Source organism: Thermomonospora echinospora (assembly GCF_900108175.1).
Taxonomy (GTDB): Bacteria; Actinomycetota; Actinomycetes; order Streptosporangiales; family Streptosporangiaceae; genus Thermomonospora; species Thermomonospora echinospora.
In genome coordinates, this window is sequence record NZ_FNVO01000032.1 from 1 (window position 1) to 19,857 (window position 19,857).

The 19,857-nt window shown below is 72.5% G+C and carries 17 protein-coding genes and 1 pseudogene; 4 read left to right on the forward strand and 14 right to left on the reverse strand.

Annotated features, from left to right (window positions below):
- Window positions 1-2,753: pseudogene (locus tag C4U03_RS42735) on the reverse strand (hypothetical protein); the annotation flags it as partial.
- A gap of 338 nt (window positions 2,754-3,091) precedes the next feature.
- Between C4U03_RS42735 and C4U03_RS36330 the strand changes: the two are divergent.
- Window positions 3,092-3,559: a hypothetical protein gene (locus C4U03_RS36330; protein WP_146087657.1), complete on the forward strand. Its 468-nt coding sequence runs from the start codon at window positions 3,092-3,094 to the stop codon at window positions 3,557-3,559.
- A gap of 37 nt (window positions 3,560-3,596) precedes the next feature.
- Here the strand turns inward: C4U03_RS36330 and C4U03_RS36335 are convergent, their stop codons facing one another.
- On the reverse strand, window positions 3,597-5,132 hold the full coding sequence (locus C4U03_RS36335) for an ArnT family glycosyltransferase (protein WP_200827711.1): 1,536 nt from the start codon (window positions 5,130-5,132) through the stop codon (window positions 3,597-3,599).
- A 128-nt stretch (window positions 5,133-5,260) separates the two neighbouring features.
- Between C4U03_RS36335 and C4U03_RS36340 the strand changes: the two genes are divergently transcribed.
- On the forward strand, window positions 5,261-5,926 hold the full coding sequence (locus C4U03_RS36340) for a DinB family protein (protein WP_103944345.1): 666 nt from the start codon (window positions 5,261-5,263) through the stop codon (window positions 5,924-5,926).
- Window positions 5,927-5,960: 34 nt separating this feature from the next.
- On the opposite strand, the gene C4U03_RS36345 is transcribed toward C4U03_RS36340, so the two are convergent.
- The 12 genes from C4U03_RS36345 to C4U03_RS36400 all read right to left on the reverse strand — a co-directional run bounded on the left by C4U03_RS36345 (window position 5,961) and on the right by C4U03_RS36400 (window position 16,740).
- Window positions 5,961-6,167, reverse strand: coding sequence for a hypothetical protein (locus C4U03_RS36345; protein ID WP_103944346.1), 207 nt, complete (start codon window positions 6,165-6,167; stop codon window positions 5,961-5,963).
- Window positions 6,168-6,496: 329 nt separating this feature from the next.
- Window positions 6,497-6,679, reverse strand: coding sequence for a carbon storage regulator CsrA (csrA, locus tag C4U03_RS36350; RefSeq protein ID WP_103944347.1), 183 nt, complete (start codon window positions 6,677-6,679; stop codon window positions 6,497-6,499).
- Window positions 6,680-6,884: 205 nt separating this feature from the next.
- Window positions 6,885-8,240, reverse strand: coding sequence for a cytochrome P450 (locus C4U03_RS36355; RefSeq protein WP_103944348.1), 1,356 nt, complete (start codon window positions 8,238-8,240; stop codon window positions 6,885-6,887).
- Window positions 8,237-8,833 carry a GTP-binding protein gene (locus C4U03_RS36360; protein ID WP_103944349.1) on the reverse strand — a complete coding sequence of 199 codons (597 nt, stop codon included), beginning with the start codon at window positions 8,831-8,833 and terminating at the stop codon, window positions 8,237-8,239. The genes C4U03_RS36355 and C4U03_RS36360 overlap by 4 nt, the downstream gene beginning before the upstream one ends.
- Window positions 8,811-9,173, reverse strand: a complete 363-nt coding sequence (locus C4U03_RS36365; RefSeq protein ID WP_103944350.1) for a DUF742 domain-containing protein — start codon at window positions 9,171-9,173, stop codon at window positions 8,811-8,813. The genes C4U03_RS36360 and C4U03_RS36365 overlap by 23 nt, the downstream gene beginning before the upstream one ends.
- On the reverse strand, window positions 9,170-9,577 hold the full coding sequence (locus tag C4U03_RS36370) for a roadblock/LC7 domain-containing protein (protein WP_103944351.1): 408 nt from the start codon (window positions 9,575-9,577) through the stop codon (window positions 9,170-9,172). The genes C4U03_RS36365 and C4U03_RS36370 overlap by 4 nt, the downstream gene beginning before the upstream one ends.
- Window positions 9,574-10,869: an ATP-binding protein gene (locus C4U03_RS36375; protein ID WP_200827712.1), complete on the reverse strand. Its 1,296-nt coding sequence runs from the start codon at window positions 10,867-10,869 to the stop codon at window positions 9,574-9,576. Before C4U03_RS36375 ends, C4U03_RS36370 begins: the two co-directional genes overlap by 4 nt.
- Window positions 10,870-11,114: 245 nt before the next feature.
- Window positions 11,115-12,110, reverse strand: coding sequence for a LacI family DNA-binding transcriptional regulator (locus C4U03_RS36380; RefSeq protein ID WP_103944352.1), 996 nt, complete (start codon window positions 12,108-12,110; stop codon window positions 11,115-11,117).
- Window positions 12,107-13,510 (reverse strand): GH1 family beta-glucosidase, encoded by a 1,404-nt coding sequence (locus tag C4U03_RS36385; RefSeq protein WP_103944353.1) that lies wholly within the window; start codon window positions 13,508-13,510, stop codon window positions 12,107-12,109. The genes C4U03_RS36380 and C4U03_RS36385 overlap by 4 nt, the downstream gene beginning before the upstream one ends.
- Window positions 13,511-13,562: 52 nt before the next feature.
- Window positions 13,563-14,435, reverse strand: a complete 873-nt coding sequence (locus C4U03_RS36390; protein WP_200827713.1) for a carbohydrate ABC transporter permease — start codon at window positions 14,433-14,435, stop codon at window positions 13,563-13,565.
- Window positions 14,435-15,415: a carbohydrate ABC transporter permease gene (locus C4U03_RS36395; RefSeq protein ID WP_103944354.1), complete on the reverse strand. Its 981-nt coding sequence runs from the start codon at window positions 15,413-15,415 to the stop codon at window positions 14,435-14,437. Before C4U03_RS36395 ends, C4U03_RS36390 begins: the two co-directional genes overlap by 1 nt.
- A gap of 8 nt (window positions 15,416-15,423) precedes the next feature.
- Window positions 15,424-16,740: an extracellular solute-binding protein gene (locus C4U03_RS36400; RefSeq protein ID WP_103944355.1), complete on the reverse strand. Its 1,317-nt coding sequence runs from the start codon at window positions 16,738-16,740 to the stop codon at window positions 15,424-15,426.
- 593 nt (window positions 16,741-17,333) lie between these two features.
- Here C4U03_RS36400 and C4U03_RS36405 point away from each other — a divergent pair.
- Both C4U03_RS36405 and C4U03_RS36410 read left to right on the forward strand, forming a co-directional pair.
- Entirely contained in the window at window positions 17,334-18,686 is a 1,353-nt protein-coding gene (locus C4U03_RS36405) for a carbohydrate-binding protein (RefSeq protein ID WP_103944389.1), read from the forward strand.
- 228 nt (window positions 18,687-18,914) lie between these two features.
- Complete coding sequence (locus C4U03_RS36410; RefSeq protein ID WP_103944356.1) at window positions 18,915-19,355, forward strand: SPW repeat protein; 441 nt, start codon at window positions 18,915-18,917, stop codon at window positions 19,353-19,355.
- Window positions 19,356-19,857: the final 502 nt, after the last annotated feature.

The window sequence follows — 19,857 nt, forward strand, 5'->3', positions numbered from 1 at the left end:
GGGTGAACGGTGTCGTGCGTCTCGGGCTCAGTCCGTTCGTCTGCCGGCGGTTGGTCTCCCGTCGCAGGGCTGTCCCCTGGAGTGTCGGTGGGTGGGACGGGTAGCGCGCGGGTGGCGTCGGTCGGCTCGGGTGGGGGCTGTTCGTTGGCTGGGAGGGGGTGTGCCGGTGCCTGGTCTTTCGCTGGGGTGTCGGCGGGCAGGGCGTCCAGGGTTTGGGTGGGGTCGTTCGGCTCAGGGGTGGGTTGAACGGTGGGGTCGGGTTCGCCTGTTGGGGCTTCGGGCGTGTCCGGGAGGACTGTTAGGGGACGGGTGGTGTCCTCGGGGCGGAGGGACGGAGGGGCGGACGGGACATCGTCCATGGGGGTGAGTGGGCGGGTGGTGTCGGTGGGGGGTTGGGCCGGGGGAGTCGGCTCGGCTGTGGTGGCGTCTGCGGGAGGCGGGGGGGAGGCGGTGTCGTTCGCCGGGGTGGGGGTGTCCTGGGTGGGGAGGGTGAGGTCGTGGCAGAGGGCGGGGGCGGTTGCCAGGCAGCGTCCGAAGGTGCTGTGTTGCAGACGGTCGGTGGCGGTCTCGACCAGGGTGGGGTCGAGGTCCTGGAGGTGGGCGTACTCGGGATGGTCTTCGGCGAGGTGTGGGGGGCGGCCCTGGCCGTCGGCGACCAGGAGCCAGTGGCGGGTGCGGACGGCGCCGATGAGGAGGTCGGCGTCGCCGAGCCGGTCGGCGTCCACGACGATCAGGGTGTCGAAGACGGTGCCCCGGGAGTAGTGGCTGCGGCCGAAGCTCGGCGGGGTGCCGTGGACGAGGTCGGCGGACTCCAGGTCGGCGGCCAGTTCCTCGATCCGGGCCATGGCCTCGGCGCGGTGCCGGGACAGCAGGTCCATGGGGACCTCGTCCAGGTCCGTGCCGCAGATCCGCTGGACGTGCCTGCGGGAGCGGGCCTCCGCCTCGTCGAAGGCGCGCAGCTCGGCTTCGAGGTTGGCGATCTGTGTGGTGGTGTCGGCGCGGTGGCGTTCCAGCTCGGCGTCGAGGGCCGACCGGTGGTTGCGGGCCTCGGCGGCCTCGGCGTCGGCGCGTTCCCTCCCGGCAGTGGCCTCGTCGTGGACGTGCCGGGCGGCGGCGGCGTGCTGCTCGGCCTCGGTGGCGGCCTGACCGGCCTGCCGGGCGGTGGTGGCACTTCGGTCGGCGTGACCGACCGCCTCGGCGGCCTCCCGGGCCAGCCGCTGGGCCTCGGCGTAGGCGGTGTCCCGCTCGGCGGTGAGGGTGGCGAGCCGCCCGCCGAGCCGTTCCTGGGTCTGGGTGAGGGTCACCAGTTCGTGTTCGGCGTCGGCCATGAACCTGGCCAGCCCGGCCCGCAGCGCTTCGGCCTGCTGGTGCGCCTGGACGGCGACGTGGGCGCGCTCGGCGGCGTCCTCGGCCTCGCGGCGGCGCGACTTGACCAGCTGACGGGCCTCCTCGACCTCGGGCGGCGGCGCGGCCACGTGCAGTCGCTGCCCCCAGGTGAGCTTGCGGCGCTGGGCGGCGTAGCCGGACTCGGCGGCGGCCAGCCGGTAGTAGCTGGCGTGCTGGGCGGCGGTGGCGTCGGCGGCGGCGGCCGACAGCTGTTCGGTCTCGCGGGTGGCCACGGGGAGGGTCTCCCGGGCCCGGGTGAGCTCGTCGGTGAGCGTCGCCTCGCGGTCGCGGGCAGCCTGCAGCTCCTGCTCGCAGTGCAGGGTCTGCTGGGCGAGGTCCCGGTGGCGGGCCTCGGCGGTGTCGGCCGCGCGGGTGCGCGCGTCGGCGTCACGGGCCGACGCGTCCGCGATGTCCTGCACCTCGCGCCAGGTGGCCCGGGCGCGGTCGGCCTCTTCGGTGCGCCGGGCGCGGTCCCGTTCCGCCCGTTCCAGCCGCTCGCGGGCCTCCGCCGCCTGCTCGTCGGCGGTCTCGATCCGCCGGTCGACGGCCTCGATCGCCGCCACCAGCCGCTGTTCCTCGGCGGCCAGTTCGGCGCGGCGCCGTACGCCGTGGGCCCGCAGGTCCTCCAGCGCGGTCAGGTCGCGGGGCCACTGCTCCAGCCACAGCAGTTCCCGGCGCAGCCGTTTGAGATCGTCGAGCGGGTCGGGTACGGCGCCGTCGCCGGGCGGCTCGGCCCGGAGCGTCTTGATCTCCGGCATCTCGCGCAGCGCGTCCAGCAGCGCGGCCACGGCCTGCGGATCGGGCGCCAGCAGCAGTGTGCGCCGGCCGTCGGCGGCCAGCCGCCGGACGATCTCTGCGAGCGCCGCCGTCCGCTCCGGCCCGTCCGCCGCCCGCACCAGGCAGGCGTGCGGGCTGTCGAGGGCCGCCTGAACGATCTCCTCAGGGGAGGACGGGACCGGCTCAGTGACCTCCGGCCCGGTCTCGGCGGGAGCGGGCGCGGCGTTGCGGTAGTCCTCGTAGAAGAGGGCGCGCGGGTCGTCGGGGACGGCCGGGGTGGCGATCGTGCCGGTGGGGCCGGTGCGCCGGGTCAGCTCGGCCGGATCGACCAGCAGCCGGGCCAGGTCGGTCCAGTCGCCGACGCCCTGCTCCTCCAGCAGGGCGCGGACGGCCTCCAGCCGGGGCGCCGCCGTCGCGGCCGACGAGCCCACAGCCGAACCCGTCTCCTCCAGCCGTTCCAGCAGCGCGGCCACCGGCAGGTAGGCGGCCATGACACGGTCGCGCAGCGGGGATGACGGGCCCGCGGCCTCCTGTGGTGGCCGGCCGCCGAACGGTCCGTCCGACTCTGCTGGGTGGTGCGCCGTCTCCATGGTTCCCCTCGGCCGCGGGTCGCTTTCCGCATCTGCATTCCCGCCAGGACCAGCGTCTCACGCCTGAGACCCGTCACCGCAGGAAGACCATCATGATCGACTCAGGAACGTCCCGGTGCACGCACCCCGGGCCTTTCCCGCGCCCGGCGCCCGTTCCCTGAGCCGAAGGGCGGGGTTCCACGCTTCCGAAAGCCGATGAACCGGACGGCGTTCTCGGAGCGTCTGACAGGACGATCCGCCGAAGCCGGCGCCGACGACGGTCGGGGGAGAGCCGGTGGCGACAGAGGTGAAGCATGCGCGTTGCGGCAGGCCGTCCGCGGCTCCGTCGTCGTCTTGTGGTGCCCGGTGTGCTCCTCATGGCGCTCACCGGCGCCTGCTCCAGCTTCGCGGCCGACGACCGGCCGGTCTCGCCCTCCGCGTCCGCCCCGGTGGTACGGACCGACAGGGAGCCGATCGCCCGGCGCTTCCCCGCGCTGGGCGACTTCCGGCAGGTTCACTGGCTGGGCGGGGTCGTCGGTGGGGCTCCCAGCGCCCGGGACACCGTCCCCGGCCCGTCCACCTACTGGATCCACGCCGTCGTCGTGCCGGACGAGGCCGGGTACCGGCGCATCGTGACCCGGTTCACCTGGAACGAGGCGCCGCGTCCCGAGGTCGACGAGCCGCTGGCGGCGAAGGTCGATCTCTCCGGCGAGTGGGCCACCGGCCCGGACTACTGGACGCACCTGGCCCCGGGCCCCGGCTACACCGGAACCGTCCACCTCAACCGGACCCACCGCTACCTCTACCTGACGGTCACCATCGACTGACCGCTCCCGGCGGACGCGGCGGGGGACGGGCCGCGGCTCAGCTCAGGTGCTTGAGGCGGGGCCACAGGACGGCCCAGGGTTCGCGCTGGCCGCGGCAGACCCAGACCGGCAGGCCCTGCTCGTCGTTGTCGAGACCGACGCCGTTGTCGATGCGGCCGGCGACCGTGACCTCGGTCCAGTGGCGCTGGAGCGCGGCGGAGCCTTCGGGGCCGACGACGATGACCGGCCCGCCCGTGTCGGCGGGACGGCCGAAGTACCAGTAGCCGTTGTGGGCGCTGTAGGGGCGGGGCAGCCCGAGGTCCGGGCCGTACAGGTCGAGCGCACCCGCTTCCCCGTAGTTGGCCGTGAGGATGATCGCGCGGGAACGTTCGTCCGGGGGCAGTGAACGGTGCACCCGGGCCACCTCGGCGGCGAACCGGGGCCAGCCCACGGTCTCCGAGGCGTCGGCGTTGATGGCGGGCTGGGGAGTGTCGGCGAGTCGGTCGACCGGATAGACGGGCAGCGTCGTCGCCACGGTGACCACCGCAGTGATCGCGTAGGCGGGCACGGAGACCGCCCAGCCCCAGCCGCGCGGCGCCCCCCGGCGTTCGACCTCGACCGCGCCCGCCGCCCACAGGGCCGCCCACAGCCCCGCCAGGTAGTACGGCTTCCCTGCGGTGACCAGGAAGAGGGCGCACAGCAGCAGGTACCCGTAGCCGAGGAAGCGGTGGCGGGCCAGGTCGGGTGAGCGCAGCAGCCGCCACAGCCCGTAGATCCACAGCCAGGACAGCACGACCCCGGTGAGGAGCAGCTGGAAGGGCACGAAACCCGCCCGGCCGCCGAAGTCACCCTCCTCCGCGATCCGCTCGGACATCTCCAGTTGCGGCCAGCCGTGCCGCGCCTGCCACAACAGGCCCGGCACGGCGGCCAGGACGAGCACGGCCGCGCCGGCGAACAGCATCGGGCGGCGCAGGAAGTCGCGGGGACCGGCCAGCAGCAGCCCGGCGACCAGCGCGGCGAGCAGCATCCCGGCCAGGTACTTGACGTTCACCGCCAGCCCGGCCACCGCGCCGATGGCCAGGAGCAGCCGCTGGTCCCGGGTACGGACCCAGCGGACCGCCAGCCAGGCCACCACCGTCGACAGCAGCACGTCGAACGTGGCCGTGGACAGCAGGTGCCCGATGGCGACGGCGAACGGGCACACCGCGTAGGCCCCGGCGGTCAGCAGCTGGGCGCGCTTGGCGCCGCCCAGCTCCCGCGCGGTGAGCGCGGCGACGACCACGCCCGCTGCCGCCGCCAGCGCGGACGGCACGCGCAGCATCACCAGGGAGTCCCCGAAGACGGCGGTGATGGCCCGGGCGAGCAGCGGCACCAGCGGCGGCTGGTCGGGATACCCCCAGTCGAGGTGCCGTGCGGCGACACGGAAGTACAGCTCGTCACGGTGGTAGCCGTACCGGGCGCTGAAGACCAGCAGCACGGCCCCGAGCGTGCCCGCAATGAGCAGGACGGGTCTCCACGCGACCGCGGGCGGAGCGCCGGTGGGCTGGGACTCCTGCTCGGATGAGCCGGACTCCACCGGCGTCGGGGGGATCATGCCCGCACCCTAATCCCGGCCTGGTATCCCGTCACGGCTCCTGCCGGAACCGGCCGGTCCCGGACACCGGCCGGTTGGCGGCCCGTAACTGATGGGGACCGACGTCCTCGGTCCGATACGTTCCCGGTATGTCTCGACCAGCCGAAACCGGTCCGGGTCCGGTGACCGCGGACGATCTCGACCTTGCCGTGCAACTGACCGTGGCCGCTCTGCGGGAGACGCCGCCGGAGGCATGGGAGCGCACGGCCGGTTCGCTGGAGTGGGACTGCTGGGAGACCGTCGAGCATCTCATCGACGACCTGTTCTCTTACGCCGTCCGACTGGGTCCCCGCACTCCGCCCTTGGACGGCCGGGTGCCCTTCGCGCGGGAAAGGCGGCGGCCCGGCGGTCCCGCGAACTCCGTCCACGTTGACCGTACGGCGGATCCCGCCGGGCTGTTGCAGGCGCTGGAGGCCAGCGGCGCGCTGCTGGTCGCTATGGTGCGCACGACGCCACCGCAAACCCGCGCGTATCACGTCTACGGAGTCTCAGACCCCGAGGGCTTCGCGGCGATGGGGATCGTGGAGTCCCTGGTGCACACCCACGACCTGGCCGAGGGGCTCGGGCTCACGTGGGACCCGCCCGCCGACCTGTGCTCGCGGGCGCTCGCCCGGCTGTTCCCGGATGCCCCGCAGACCACCGACCCCTGGCCCACCCTGCTGTGGGCCACCGGACGAGCCGAACTCCCCGGCCACCCCCGCCGCACCACCTGGCGCTGGAACGGCATACCGCACTCAGAGCGCACAGCGCCCTAGCCGTGCTGTCCCGGGACGTCGGTGACGACGTGAGCTAGGTTCCGTCGCGGTCGCCGAGGCGTTTGGCGGCGTCGCCGGCGCGGTGGAGGGCGGACTCGACCTCGGCGGCGTCGTCGCTGAGCTCCTCGATGCGTTCGGTGGCCAGCTCGTGGACGGCGGTGCGGGCGTGCAGTTCCTCGTACGCCTCGTTCCGGCGTTCCAGCTCCATGATCTCGGCGCTGTTGTCCGGAGGAGACGGCACAGGCCGCACCTGCGGAGACGACGCGCCACAGTTGCTTCAGAGCAGGTGAGACAACGACGTCCCCCCAGCATGGGGGCGAAGCAGAGCACAGGGAAAGCCCGGCGAGGCCCCGCCCCAGCACGGGGGTCACACAGGGGCGGGGCCCGGCGCCACGATGTCTCCGTCGAGGACGTGGCGCTCCGGGCACGCCATGGACCGTGCCCAGTACTTCCTACAGCGTCGGATGGCTCCGGTTTGTCACACTCCTGCGCATATCGCCGTACCGTCACCGTTTCGCCGCAGTTCAGAGCCCGTACCGGCCATCCGGGAACGCCGGGAGGAGAGCCCGGTCACTGGGTGACCGGCCGGCCGTCCCCGTTGAGCTTCACCCAGACTTCCTCCCGCCACACCCGCAGCGACCGGGGCGCCTCGATGCCGAGCCGTACCGAGTTTCCGGCGATCTGGAGCACCTGGACGACGATGTCGTCGCCCAGCATGAGCTTCTCGCCTGACTTGCGGGAGAGGACGAGCACGGTGCTTTCTCCTTGAGCGGCCGGTGGAAGCGACGCCCGCCCCGGCCCTGCGGGGCGGACGTTCGTCGGTCCCCTTGAGGATGCCCGTCCACCGGCCCGGCGTCCTGCCCGTCCGGCGATCCCGTCCGGCGGCCGTTCCCGCCACCGGCGAGCTATGTCCCGGTCTGTGGCGATTCGCTGGTTTTGGGGTCCGTCCGGCCCGGGGTCAGTCGCCGCGCCACCAGCGGGTGACGGACGCGACCAGCCGCCGCAGCCCGGACGGCTGCGCCACCGGGGCGTGCGCGGCTCTGGAGTCGGGCATCGGGGTGACGGGCCGCGCGTTGTGCTCCTGCTTCGGGGCCTCGGGGGTGTGGACGGGCGGGAAGCGGACCGGCATGGACACCGGGGCCCGGTGGAACATGCCCGGACGCCACTCCAGCTCCTCCACCGGGACGGCCAGCTCCATGTCGGGAAGGCCGTCGAGCAGCTTCTCCAGCGCGATCGAGGCGATCAGCCGCCCCTCCTCCCGGACCGGGCACAGGTGGGGGCCCGCCCCCCACGCCAGGTGGGCCCGGTTGCCCACGCGCTGCTCGCCGGCCTTGGACGGGTCGGTGTTGGCGGCGGCGAAGCTGATCACCACGGGCCGGTCGGCGGGCAGCAGATGACCGGCCAGCTCCACGTCACGGACCGGGTAGCGGGCCGCGTAGTTGGCGATCGGCGGGTCCGTCCACAGCACCTCGTCCAGCGCGTCCTCGATCGGCACGCTGCCGCCGGACAGGTCACCGGCGAACCGGTCGTCCGACAGCAGCAGCCGCAGCGCGCCCGAGATCAGGTTGCCCGCCGGCTCGATGCCCCCGCCCAGCAGCACCGTCAGCTGGTGCGCCATCTCCTCGTCGGTCAGCCGCGCCGGGTGGGCCATCAGCCAGGAGGTGATGTCCTCACCGGGCCGCGCGCGCTTGTGGGCGACCAGCTCCATGATGCCCTCGGCCAGCTCGGCGTTGGCCTTCTCCGCGTCGATGGCCTCGAAGATGCCGCTCATGCCGGAGACGATCTTCTCGGAGATGTCGGACGGGCAGCCGAACAGCTCCATGAACACCAGCACCGGCAGCGCCATGGCGTACTCGCCCTGGATGTCGGCCTGGCCGTGCGGGCCGATCCACTGCAGCAGGGTGTCGGCGCTGCGCTCGACGTACCGGCGCAGGGTGGCGGTGTCGAGCCGGGCGAACGAGTCGAGAATCGCGCCCCGCAGCCGCGCGTGCACGGTGCCGTCGGCGAACAGCGCGTTGGGCCGGTAGCCCATCATCGGCAGCACCGGGCAGTCCGGCGGCACCGTCTTTTGCCACTCGCTCGGGTTGTTGAGGAACGTGCGGTCGTCGCGCAGCATCTCCAGCACGGCGTCGTACCCGATGGCGAGCGTGGCCGGGACGCCGGGGGCGATCTCCACCGGCGCGAACTGCCCGTGCTCGCGCAGCCGGGCGTAGGTGCCGTGCGGGTCGGCGGCGAACTCGTGCCCGTACATCTTGACGAGGCCGTGCGCGGGACAGCCCGGGGGTGGGGCGGGCTCGGTGGACTCTGCGGTCATGCGTACTCCTGGCCGGGGGTGAGGAGATGGTCGACGAGAGCGATCAGCGCCCGGGTCGCCGAGATCGGATCGCGGGCGTCGCAGGTGACCAGCGGGGTGGAGGGGAGCAGGTCCAGGGCCTCGCGGACCTCCTGCAGCGGGTACACGGGGGCGCTGTCGAACTGGTTGACGGCCACCGCGTACGTCAGGCCATGGGTCTCTAGCAGGTCCATGACCTCGAAGGAGTGCTCCAGGCGGTTGGGATCCACCAGCACCAGCGCGCCCAGCGCGCCCCGGGCCAGGTCCTCCCACAGCCGCTTGAAACGGCTCTGGCCGGGCGTGCCGAACAGGTACAGCACGAGTTCGTCGCTGAGCGTCAGCCGGCCGAAGTCCATGGCCACGGTGGTGGTGGTCTTGTCGGGGGTCCCGGCCAGGTCGTCCACCAGAGCGCCGGCCTGTGTCATCCGCTCCTCGGTGCGCAGCGGCCGGATCTCCGACAGGGTGCCCACGAACGTGGTCTTGCCGACCGCGAAGTGACCCACCACCAGCAGCTTGACCGCGGTGCGCACGGTGTCGCGCACATAACGCCGGTCAGAGGCGAGCACGGAGTCCATCGAGCACCTCCCTCAACAGGCGTTCGTGGGCGGACCGGTCGGCGGGATCGGCCGGGGCGTTCGCCCGGGTGGTGATGTGGCCGCTGTCCACCAGGTCCGACAGCAGCACCTTGGCCACGCTGGGCGGCAGGTCCAGATGCCCGGCGACCTCGGCCACCGACAGCGCGCCGCCCTGGCACAACGTCACGATCCGGCGCTTTTCCGGGGTCAGCGGGCCCACCCCGCCGCTGGTGGCGATCACCAGCGTGACCAGGTCGAAGATGTTGCGGCTCGGCCGTGCCCGGCCGGCGGTCACCACGTGCGGGCGGACCAGCGCCTTGCGGTTGCGCGGCGGGGTCATCGACCGGCGCCTCGCCGCGGCGGGCTGGTCAGCTCCTTGCCCAGCCGCTGGACCAGCTCCTGCAGCCGGAAGGAGACCGCCTCCATGTCCACCTGCGGGGTGGCCGACACCGCCAGGTAGGCGCCGGGCCCGGCGGCGACCAGGAAGACATAGCCGTCGTCGAACTCGGTCACCGTCTGCCGCCAGGCGGAGTCGGCACCCCCGCAGAACTCGGCGGTGCTGCGGGCCAGCGACTGCAGGCCCGACATGCCCGCCGCCTGCCGTTCGGCCTCGTCCCGGCTGATCCGCTCGGAGTGGGCCATCAGCAGCCCGTCGGCCGACAGCAGGATCGCCTGCCGGGTCTCGGGCATGCGCAGCGCGTCGTCGAGCATCCACCCGAGCCTGTTGTCCATCGCTTCGGTCATGACCGCTCGTTCCCTTCGATGTCGGACGCGGGTTCGGTGGCGTTGCCGGGGTCGGCCCCCGCGGCGGCGGCGCGCCCGGACCGGGTGCCGCGCTGCCAGGCGCCCAGCCCTGCGGCCACCTCCTTGGGAGGGCGGGCGGGCCGGGCGGCCGCCGGGCCGGCCGGGTCGGCGGAGGCGTCGCGGGCGGCGTCCATCCGGCGCCGCCGGGGCAGCGGGCCGGGCGCCGAACGGGTCGCCGGGACGGTCTTGGGCTCGGCCGGCGCCGCGGGGGCGGCGTCCTGTCCGTCGTCGACCTTGGTCAGCAGGTCGTTGGGCACGAACACGACCGCGCGGACGCCGCCGTAGGGGGAGCGGGTGTCCACCGACACCGTGAACCCGTAGCGGGCGGCCAGCACGCCCACGGCGGCGAAGCCGATCCGCGGCGGGTCGCCCAGCCTGGCGATGTCCCCCAGGTCGCGGCCGGACAGCAGCGCGGAGGCCCGCTGGATCTCCTCGGAGTTCATCGCGACCCCGGCATCGTCGATCATGATGGCGACCCCGTTGTGCGCGAGCTGGAAGTTCACCTCCACCGGGGTGTTGGGCTGGGAGTGGCGGGCGGCGTTGTCCAGCAGCTCGGCCACGGCCAGCACCACCGGCTCCACGGCCCGGCCGACGATCGCCACGCTCACCTCGGAGCTGACCTGGACCCGCAGGTAGTCGCGGATCCGGGAGGTGGCGCCGCGTACCACGTCCACCACCGGGGCGGCCGAGCGCTGCTGGCCGGGCCAGGAGCCGAACAGCACGGCGGTGGCCTGCGCCCGCCGGCCGAGCTGGGCGTTCATGTGGTCGATCCGCAGCAGGCCGGCCAGCACCTCGGGGTCGTCGTGCCGCTGCTGCATGTCGGAGATCGCCAGCTGCTGCTCGTTGGCCAGGCTCTGCACGGTGCGCATCATCGCCTTGAGGGTGCCCTTGGCCGACTGCTCGGCATTGGCCTTGGCGCTCTCCACGGCCTCGGTGAACAGTCTCATGACCGCGGTCATGGTCTTGTCGAGCCCGGTCGCGGCGATGCGCCGCTCGTCCAGCGGGCCCGACACGGTGACCGGCCGGCCCTCCAGCCGGTCGCGCAGCTGTGGCAGCCGGACGGCGGCCAGATGCCGCAACTCCTCCTCCTGGAGCCGCAGTACGTCGGCCAGTTCGGCGTTCCGCCGCCTGAGACGGTCGGTGACGTTGCGCTGGCGTGCCAGCAGGAGCGCGGTGACGACGAGGCCGGCGCCCAGACAGGCCAGCGTCGCCGACAGCAGGAATTGCCCCATCACATCCTCGCGTACGGGGGAACGGACGATCGCGGTGCGGAGGTCGGTATGGACGATATGGAGATGACTGATGGCATGACTGCCCTCACCTGCCCGTGTGGTGTGGATCACGGACAGTAGGTGGTGATTATGCCGGGTTCTGTGGCCATGGGGGGCTTATCCGCCATGTGTCGCCGGATCGGACCGACGAACCCCTCGCCCGCGGGCCCGCTCCAAGATCCTTTTCCGAGGGTGGGCGCGACGGCTCAGGCCGAGTCGCGCACCACCAGCTCCGTCGGCAGGATCACCGGCTCGCCGGGCCGCTCGTCCCGCGGGGCCAGCAGGATGCGGACGATCTCCTTGGCGACCTCGGCGATCGGGTGATGCACCGTGGTCAGCGGCGGGTCGGCGAACCGGGCCGCCTCGATGTCGTCGAACCCCACCACGGCCACGTCGTCGGGCACCCGGCGGCCCGCCCGGCGCAGCGTGTGCATGGCGCCGATCGCCATCAGGTCCGAGGCGGCGAACACCGCGTCCAGGCCGGGATCGTCCTCCAGCAACTGCCGCATCGCCGCCGCCCCCGACTCGCGGGTGAAGTCGCCCATCGCCACCAGCGACCGGCGGTCGGTGCCGGAGACCACCTCGCGGTAGCCGGCCAGTCGGTCCAGCCCGGCGGTCATGTCGGGCGGCCCGGCGATGGTGGCGATCCGCCGCCGCCCCTGGGCGACCAGGTACCGCACCGCCGCCCGCGCGCCGCCGACGTTGTCGCAGTCGCAGTAGGGCGGCCGCACCGTCGACACCGGGCGGCCGTGCGAGATCACCGGGACGCCGGTCCGTGACAGCGCGGCCGGCAGCGGGTCCGAGCCGTGCAGGGACAGCAGGATGACGCCGTCCACGTGGCCGCCGGCGACGTACCGCTCGACCCGGGTCTGCCCGGCGGGCGAGGAGGCCAGCATCAGCACCAGCTGCTTGCCGGCGTTCTCCAGCTCCTGGCTGACGGTGCGCACGACGATGGAGAAGAACGGGTCGTCGGAGAAGACCCGTGCGGCCGGCTCGGAGACCACCAGGGCGATGGAGTCGGTACGCTGGGTGACCAGGCTGCGGGCCGCTGAGTTCGGTACGTAGCCCAGCTCGTCGATGGCCCGCAGCACGGCGTCGCGGATCTGCGCGTTCACCGTCGCCGAGCCGTTGACCACCCGCGACACCGTGGCCCGGGAGACCCCCGCCCGGGCCGCGACAGCCTCCAGCGTGGGCCGTCTCATGCCGTGTTACCCCCCAGCCCGTTGCGGGCGATGACGTCGCGGAACCAGTGGGCGCTGTCCTTGGGCAGCCGGCGCTGGTCGACGTAGTCCACGTAGACGAGGCCGAACCGCTTGCCGTAGCCCTCGGCCCACTCGAAGTTGTCCAGCAGCGACCATACGAGGTAGCCGCGCAGGTCCACCCCGGCGGCCAGCGCGGCGTGCGCGGCCCGCAGGTGCCCGTCCAGGTAGCCGATCCGGAACGGGTCGCGCACCCGCCCGTCCGGGCCGGGCACGTCGTCGAACGCGGCGCCGTTCTCGGTGACGATGAGGGGGACGCCCGGGTAGTCGCGGTCCAGCCGGACCAGCAGCTCGGTCAGCCCGTCCGGGTCGATCGGCCAGCCCATGGCCGTCAGCGGCGGCTCGGCGGGCAGGAACGCGATGCCCCGCGAACCGGGGAAGGCGGGGTTCTCCGGGGCGCCGGGGGAGGCCGCCACATAGGTGGGGTTGTAGTAGTTGATGCCCAACAGGTCGATCGGCTCGGAGATCACCGCCAGGTCACCGGCGGCGATATGGCCGAGCCCGGCCGCGCGGTCGACCTGCTCCAGCACCGGCCCGGGGTAGCGTCCGCGCAGCACCGGGTCCAGGAACTGCCGGTTGAGCAGCGCGTCCACCAGGTCGGCGGCGGCGTCGGCCGCGTCGCCCGGGGCGCCGGGGGTCGGCACCGGCGCCAGGTTGAGGGTCAGCGAGATCTGGCGGGCACCGCCCTCCCGCAGGACGCCGGTGGCCAGGCCGTGCGCCAGCAGCAGGTGGTGCGCGGCGCGGAAGGCGTCGCGGGCCGAGGTGCGGCCGGGGGCGTGCACACCCGACCCGTAGCCGAGGAACGCCGCCACCCACGGCTCGTTGACCGTCGTCCAGGTGGCGACCCGGTCGGCCAGGAGGTCGTGCACCACGCCAGCGTATTCGGCGAAGCGCAGGGCGGTGTCGCGCTCGGTCCAGCCGCCGCGGTCCTCCAGCGCCTGCGGCAGATCCCAGTGGTAGAGGGTGGCGTACGGGGTGATCCCGGCCTCCAGCAGCTCGTCCACGAGCCGGTCGTAGAAGGCCAGGCCGCGCGGGTTGACCGGGCCCGCGCCGTCCGGCCGCACCCGCGGCCACGACACCGAGAACCGGTAGGCCGGCAGCCCCAACTCGGCCATCAGCGCGATGTCGTCGCGGTGGCGGTGGTAGTGGTCGCAGGCCACGTCGCCGGTGTCCCCGCCGGCGACCGCGCCCGGCCGCCGGGCGAAGGTGTCCCAGATCGACGGTCCCCGGCCGTCCTCGCGCGCCGCGCCCTCGATCTGGTACGCCGCGGTGGCGGCGCCCCACACGAAGCCGGGCGGGAAGAGCAGCGGTCGGTCGCCGGCCTCGATCGTGGTGGCCGTCATGCCTGAGCTCCCTCCGATAGGACGTGCCGGGGCGGTCGCGGGCCGGGGACGCTCACGCCTTGAGGGCGCCGTCCATGATCCCGCCGATGAGCTGCCTGCCGAACAGCAGGAAGATCGCCAGCAGGGGCAGCGTCGCCACCGCGGTCCCGGTGAACATCAGCGAGTAGTCGGTGTAGTAGGCGCCGTTGAGCAGGTTCAGCGAGTACTGCACGGTCGGGTTGTCGGGGTCGAGCACCGCCAGCGGCCAGATGAACTCGTTCCAGGTCTGCATGAACGTGAACAGCCCGAGCACCGCCATGGCCGGCCGCAATACCGGCAGCACCACGCTCCAGTAGATGCGCGGTGTCGAGCAGCCGTCGATGCGGGCCGCCTCGATCAGCTCGTCGGGCAGCGCCTGCAGCGTGTACTGCCGCATCATGAACACGCCGAACCCGGTGACCAGGAACGGCACGATGACCGCCTGCAGCCGGCCGGTCCAGCCGATCTCGGCCATCAGCATGTACAGCGGGATGATGCCCATCTGCACCGGCACCATCATCGTCGCCAGCATCACCAGCAGCGCCGCGTTGCGGCCCCGGAAGCGCAGCTTGGCGAACGCGAACCCGGCCAACGAGGCGAAGAGCAGCGTCGAGACCGTCACGGTCGAGGCGGCGATGGCCGAGTTGACCAGGCCGAGCGTGAAGCGCGCCTGCTCGTCCCCGAACAGCCGGGCCAGGTTGCCGCCCAACTCCCCGCCGGGGACGACCGGCGGGGGCACCGAGCCGACCACGTCGTTGGTGCGGGTGGCGACGACGAACATCCAGTAGATGGGGAACATCGACAGCACGATCGTGGCGGCCAGCATGATCCGGGTCAGCGGCCCGGCGCCCCACAGCGCCGCCACCGTCCCGCCGCGGCGCCGCCCCCGCGGTCCCGTGATGATCATCAGGCCCTCCCTCCGCCGACCCGGCGCAGCCACAGGAAATTCAGCAGCGAACCCAGCAGGATGAGCAGGAACAGCAGCCAGGAGACCGCCGAGGCGTACCCGTAGTCGAACCGGGTGAAGGCGTTCTCGAACATGTACATCGTCACCGTCTGGAACTGCCGCAGCGAGCCGCCGGCCATGTCGCCGTTGCCGAACAGCAGCGGCTCGGTGAACAGCTGGAAGCCGCCGATGGTGGAGATGATCGCGGTGAAGATGATGGTCGGCCGCAGCATCGGCAGTGTGATCGTCCAGAACTGGCGGCGCCGTGAGGCCCCGTCGATCGCCGCCGCCTCGTACAGGTCGCGGGGGATCGACTGCATCGCCGCCAGGTAGATCAGCGCGTTGTAGCCGGTCCACCGCCAGTCGACCATCACGCTGATGGCCAGCCACGCCGACCAGCGCTGCGCCGCCCAGTCCAGGCCCTCCACCCCGAACCAGCCCAGCACCCAGTTCACCAGGCCGAAGTCACGGCTGAACAACTGGCTGAAGACGATGGCCACCGCCGCGATGGAGGTGACCATCGGGGCCAGCACCCCCATCCGCAGCAGCGTCTGCCCGCGCATCCGCCGGTTGAGCGCGTTGGCCAGCAGCAGCGCCATCACCAGTTGCGGAACGGTGGCGACCACGAACATCCCGGCGGTGTTGTACACCGAGTTCCAGAACTGCGGGTCGGTCAGCACCAGCCGGAAGTTCTCCAGGCCGGTGAACTCGCGGGAGCCGATCAGCTCCCAGTCGTGCATCGCCACCCACAGCGTGTAGCCCATCGGGAACAGCCCGAAGAGGGCGAACAACAGGAAGTACGGCGAGATGAACAGGTAGGGCGAGAACCTGATGTCCCAGCGGGACAGCCGGCCGGACCACCCCCCGCCGCCGGCGCGGCCGGACGGCGGGGGAGCGGCCTTCGGCGAGGGCCGGGAGCGGACGTGGACGGGAGCGCTCATCGGCCGGCCTAGCGGGCTTCGCGCTCGGCGTCGGCCAGGGCCTTGCGCCAGGCCGCGTCCGGTGCGAGCTTGCCCTGCTCCAGCGCCAGCAGCGCGTCCTCGAAGCGCTGGCCGACCGGGTTGTTGTCGGCGCCGAGGTACAGCGGCCGGAGCGCCTTGGCGCCGCCGGCGTAGATCTCACCGACCGGGGCGTCGCTGAAGTACTCGTTCCGGAACGACGTGACCGCCGGGTCGCCGAGCGCCTTCGGCGAGGACGGCAGGTTGTTGCGCGCCTTGAACGCGGTGATCTGGCTGTCCGGGCCGGTCAGGAACTTGGCCAGCTCGGCGGCCTCCTTGGGGTGCGCGCTCTGCTTGGGCACCGCCAGGAACGACCCGCCGCGGCTGCCCGCCCCACCGGGGATCGCGGCCACATCCCACTTGCCGGCCGCCTGTGCCCCCGCGTTCTCCTTGATGACCCCGAGCATCCAGGACGGGCAGGCGATGGTGGCGAACCTGGCCTCCTTCAGGCCGGTGCCCCAGCTCGGCTCGAACGACTTCAGCCCCGCCGACAGCCCGGCCTGCTGCATCTTCACCGTGGTGTCCCAGGCGCTCCTGACGGCCGGGTTGGTGCCGGCCACCAGCTTGTCGCCGGTGTCGAAGTAGGTGTGGCCGACGGTCTGGCTGGCCTGCTGGGCCAGGATCGAGTTGTAGAGGTTGACCGCGCCGTCGACGAACTTGGCGTCCTTGACCTTGCCGGTGTACCTGCGGCCGGTGGCGATGTAGTCGTCCCAGGTCCGCCACAGCGCGCCGACCTTCTCCCGGTCGGTCGGCAGGCCCGCCTTGGCGAACAGGTCGGTGCGGTAGCACATGGCCAGCCCGCCGACGTCGGTGCCGAGCCCGACCAGGTGCTTGCCGTCGCGGGTGAGCGCCTGCTTCCACTTCCAGTCCAGGAAGCCGCCCTGCATCGACCCGGCCCCGTGGTCGAGCAGGTTCACGAACCGGTCCGGCTGCGCCATGAACTTGGTGAGGATGCCCTCCTCCAGGGCGACCACGTCACCGGCGCCGCGGCCGGCGGCGATCCACCGCTCCAGCCTCGGCAGGTACTCGTCGAGCTGCACCACGTTGCGGTGCTTGATCTTGATGCCGGGGTGGTCGGCCTCGTACCTGGCGAACAGCTCCTCGTAGCCGAAGGTGCTGAAGGTGTCGACGGTGAGGGTGATCGTCCCGTTGGAGCTCTCGCTCCCGCCGCCTCCGCAGGCGGCGGCGCCCAGGGCCAGGGCGGCGGCGGTGACCAGGCTGGAGATGGTGCGGAAGCGGCGGGGCGCCCGGGGGTGGGGTCTGCGCATGAGTGTCCTCGGGGGTGTAGGCAGGCTCGCTCCGGAGCCTGATCGGACTCAGAGAGCGCTCTCTCAGAGGGTGGGGTTCGGGTGTTCTCCTGTCAACCCCGCGGCGGTACGGACCTGATGACGGGTGGCGGGGAGAGTCGCCGCCCATACCCATGACTACTGCGTTTTACCTGCTGAATCGGTTCTCCAGAGGTTTGGAAGCACCCTCTGCCGGGCCGGTGGCTACGGCCTGAGGCACCCGTCGGCGTGAGTGTCGCTCTTGAAAGAGCGCTCTCACAAATCTTGCGAGAACTCTTGACAGGCCGCTGTGGGCGGGTGAGATTGACCGGCACGCGAGCCGCCTGGCAGCAGGCGCCCGCCGGATGTCGTCCCTTCGCGTGGAAGGCCCCGCCATGCCCCACCCGCCCCCGCAACCCGCCCACCCCGTCCAGGACCCGGGCGCGTCCCCGCACCGCGCCCGGGTCCTCCGCCCGCCGTCCCCCGTCCGCGCCGGCCTGTCCCGGCTCCGTGCTCTGCGCTCGTCATCCCTCGTTCGCGCCGGGCGGCCGTCCGCGCCGGGCAGGTGGCGGGCCGTCCTCGCAGCGGTGGCCGCCATGGCGCTCCCGGCGGCGGCCGTCATGGCCCTGCCGTCCCCCGCCGGCGCGTCGCTGCCCCCGCCGCCGAGCGGCTGGAGCCTGGTGTGGGCCGACGACTTCACCGGGTCGGCCGGCGCGCTTCCCTCCTCGGACAACTGGCTGATCAGCACCGGCCACAACTACCCCGGAGGCCCGGCCAACTGGGGCACCGGCGAGATCCAGCGCTATACCGCCGATCCCGCCAACGTCAGCCTGGACGGCGGCGGCAACCTCCGGATCACCCCGCTGCGGAGTGCGTCCGGGGAGTGGACCTCGTCCCGGATCGAGACTCGCCGCACGGACTTCAAACCGGCCGACGGTCGGATCCTGCGCATCGAGGGCCGGATCCAGATGCCCGACGTCACCGGCTCGCAGGCGCTGGGATATTGGCCCGCGTTCTGGGCCCTGGGCTCCCCCTACCGGGGCAATTACCAGAACTGGCCGGCGGTCGGCGAGTTCGACATCATGGAGAACGTCAACGGCCTCAACACGGTGTGGGGCGTGCTGCACTGCGGCGTCAATCCGGGTGGAGCCTGCAACGAGACCTCCGGAATCGGCGCCAGCCGGGCCTGCCCGGGCACCTCATGCCAGGCCGGAATGCACACCTACCGCTTTGAGTGGGACCGCAGCGTCACGCCCAACCAACTGCGCTGGTACGTGGACGGCCAGCAGTTCCACAGCGTCAGCCAGAGTCAGCTCGACGCCACCACCTGGGCGAACATGACCGGGCACAACGGCTACTTCCTGCTGCTCAACGTGGCGATGGGCGGGGCGTTCCCCAACGGCGTCGCCGGGTTCGGCACCCCCACCGCCGGCACGGTCTCCGGACGCCCGATGCTGGTGGACTACGTCGCCGTCTGGCAGAGCGGCGGGGGCACCACGACACCGCCGCCGACCGACCCGCCGCCCGGTTCGGGCTTCGACGCCCGCTCGACCATCCAGGCCGAGAGCCGCTCGGCGCAGTCCGGCGTCCAGTGGGAGACCACCACCGACACCGGGGGCGGCCAGAACGCCTCGCACATCGCCAACGGCGACTGGCTGCGCTTCGACGGCGTGCGGTTCGGCGGCGAGGCGGCCCGCCAGTTCAGGGCCCGCGTCGCCTCGGGCGCCGCGGCCGGAGTCAGCGGCCTGATCCGGGTGCGGCTCGACAGTCCCACCGCACCGCCGATCGGTGACTTCGCCGTCGGCAACACCGGCGGCTGGCAGAGCTGGCGGACGGTGCCCGCCAACATCACCCCCGTCACCGGAACCCACACCGTCTATCTCACCTTCGAAAGCGGCCAGCCGGCCGACTTCGTCAACCTCAACTGGTTCACCTTCTCGACCGGGTGACGTCGCGGGCGGCGTCCCGGGGAACCCCGGGGCGCCGCCCCTCGGCCGAACTCCGTTCCCGGCCCTCGCGGACAGTGCCCGTTCGTGATGCGCAAACGTCCGGCGCCGCCCTGCGCCGCAGGCGCCCGCACCGGCCCCGGTTCCTGCGTCTACCAGCAGGTTTATTTCAGAGACGACCGGGGAAGCGAGCGACGTTGGGGATAAGTCCGCACAGGAGGGAGAGCCGTCATGGCCGCTCGTACTCCGGGGGCTCGTACCGCGGGCCTGGAGACACATCCCGACCTTCGTGAAATGCGGGCCCGCTACGATGTCGCCGCCGAGCGGACCGTCGCCCAGATCGTCAATGGGCTGATCATGTTGACTGGCCTCTATCTGGCCATCTCACCGTGGGTGGTCGGGTTCAGAGGCAGGACCGACCTGGCCGTCAACAACCTGATCACCGGGATAGCGCTGACGATCCTGGGGGCCGGTCTCGCCGCGGCCTTCGCCCGGACCCACGGCCTCACCTGGGTCGTGCCGGTCATCGGCATCTGGACCATCATCGCCCCTTGGGTGATCTACGGCAGTGCGGTCACCAGGTCGATGATCTGGAACAACGTCGTGACGGGTGTCGTGACGGTCCTCTTCGGGGCCGCGGCGATGGCCGCCATGGCACTGCGCCGGAAGTGATCCGGAAAGAGTGATCCGCAAGGTGGGCCGACCGGGTGGACGCCTCCGGCCGAGATCGGACGCGCCCCCGGCCGAGGGCCCGGCGACCTGACGGCGGTGGCCCCGCCGTCATGTCGTCACCGGGCCACCGAGCCACTACCGGCCGGTCCGGCGCGCGGCCGGATGTCCCGGCCGTGGTGATTGAACGCGGTATGGCAGGGTATTGCGGTCTGGCCCTGCCTTGATCAAGGTTGCGAAGGAGACCGCTCACCGATGTGGCGTACCGTAGGCCGACCGAGTCGCGGCACGGCGAGGACGAACGGGTGATCCTCGCTCATCGGCCGCCGACCGGGACCGCCGGGTGCCGCACGCGGCCGCGCACGTCCACCGGGACCTCGCCTCCGGCCGCCCGCGCCGGCCCGCCCATGCCGACCGGCGTGTCCTAAACTCCCGGCACCACGTACCGGCGGTCGCCGGCATCGCTTCAACCGTCGAGGGGTGCCCCCTGTCCGGGCAGAGGTCC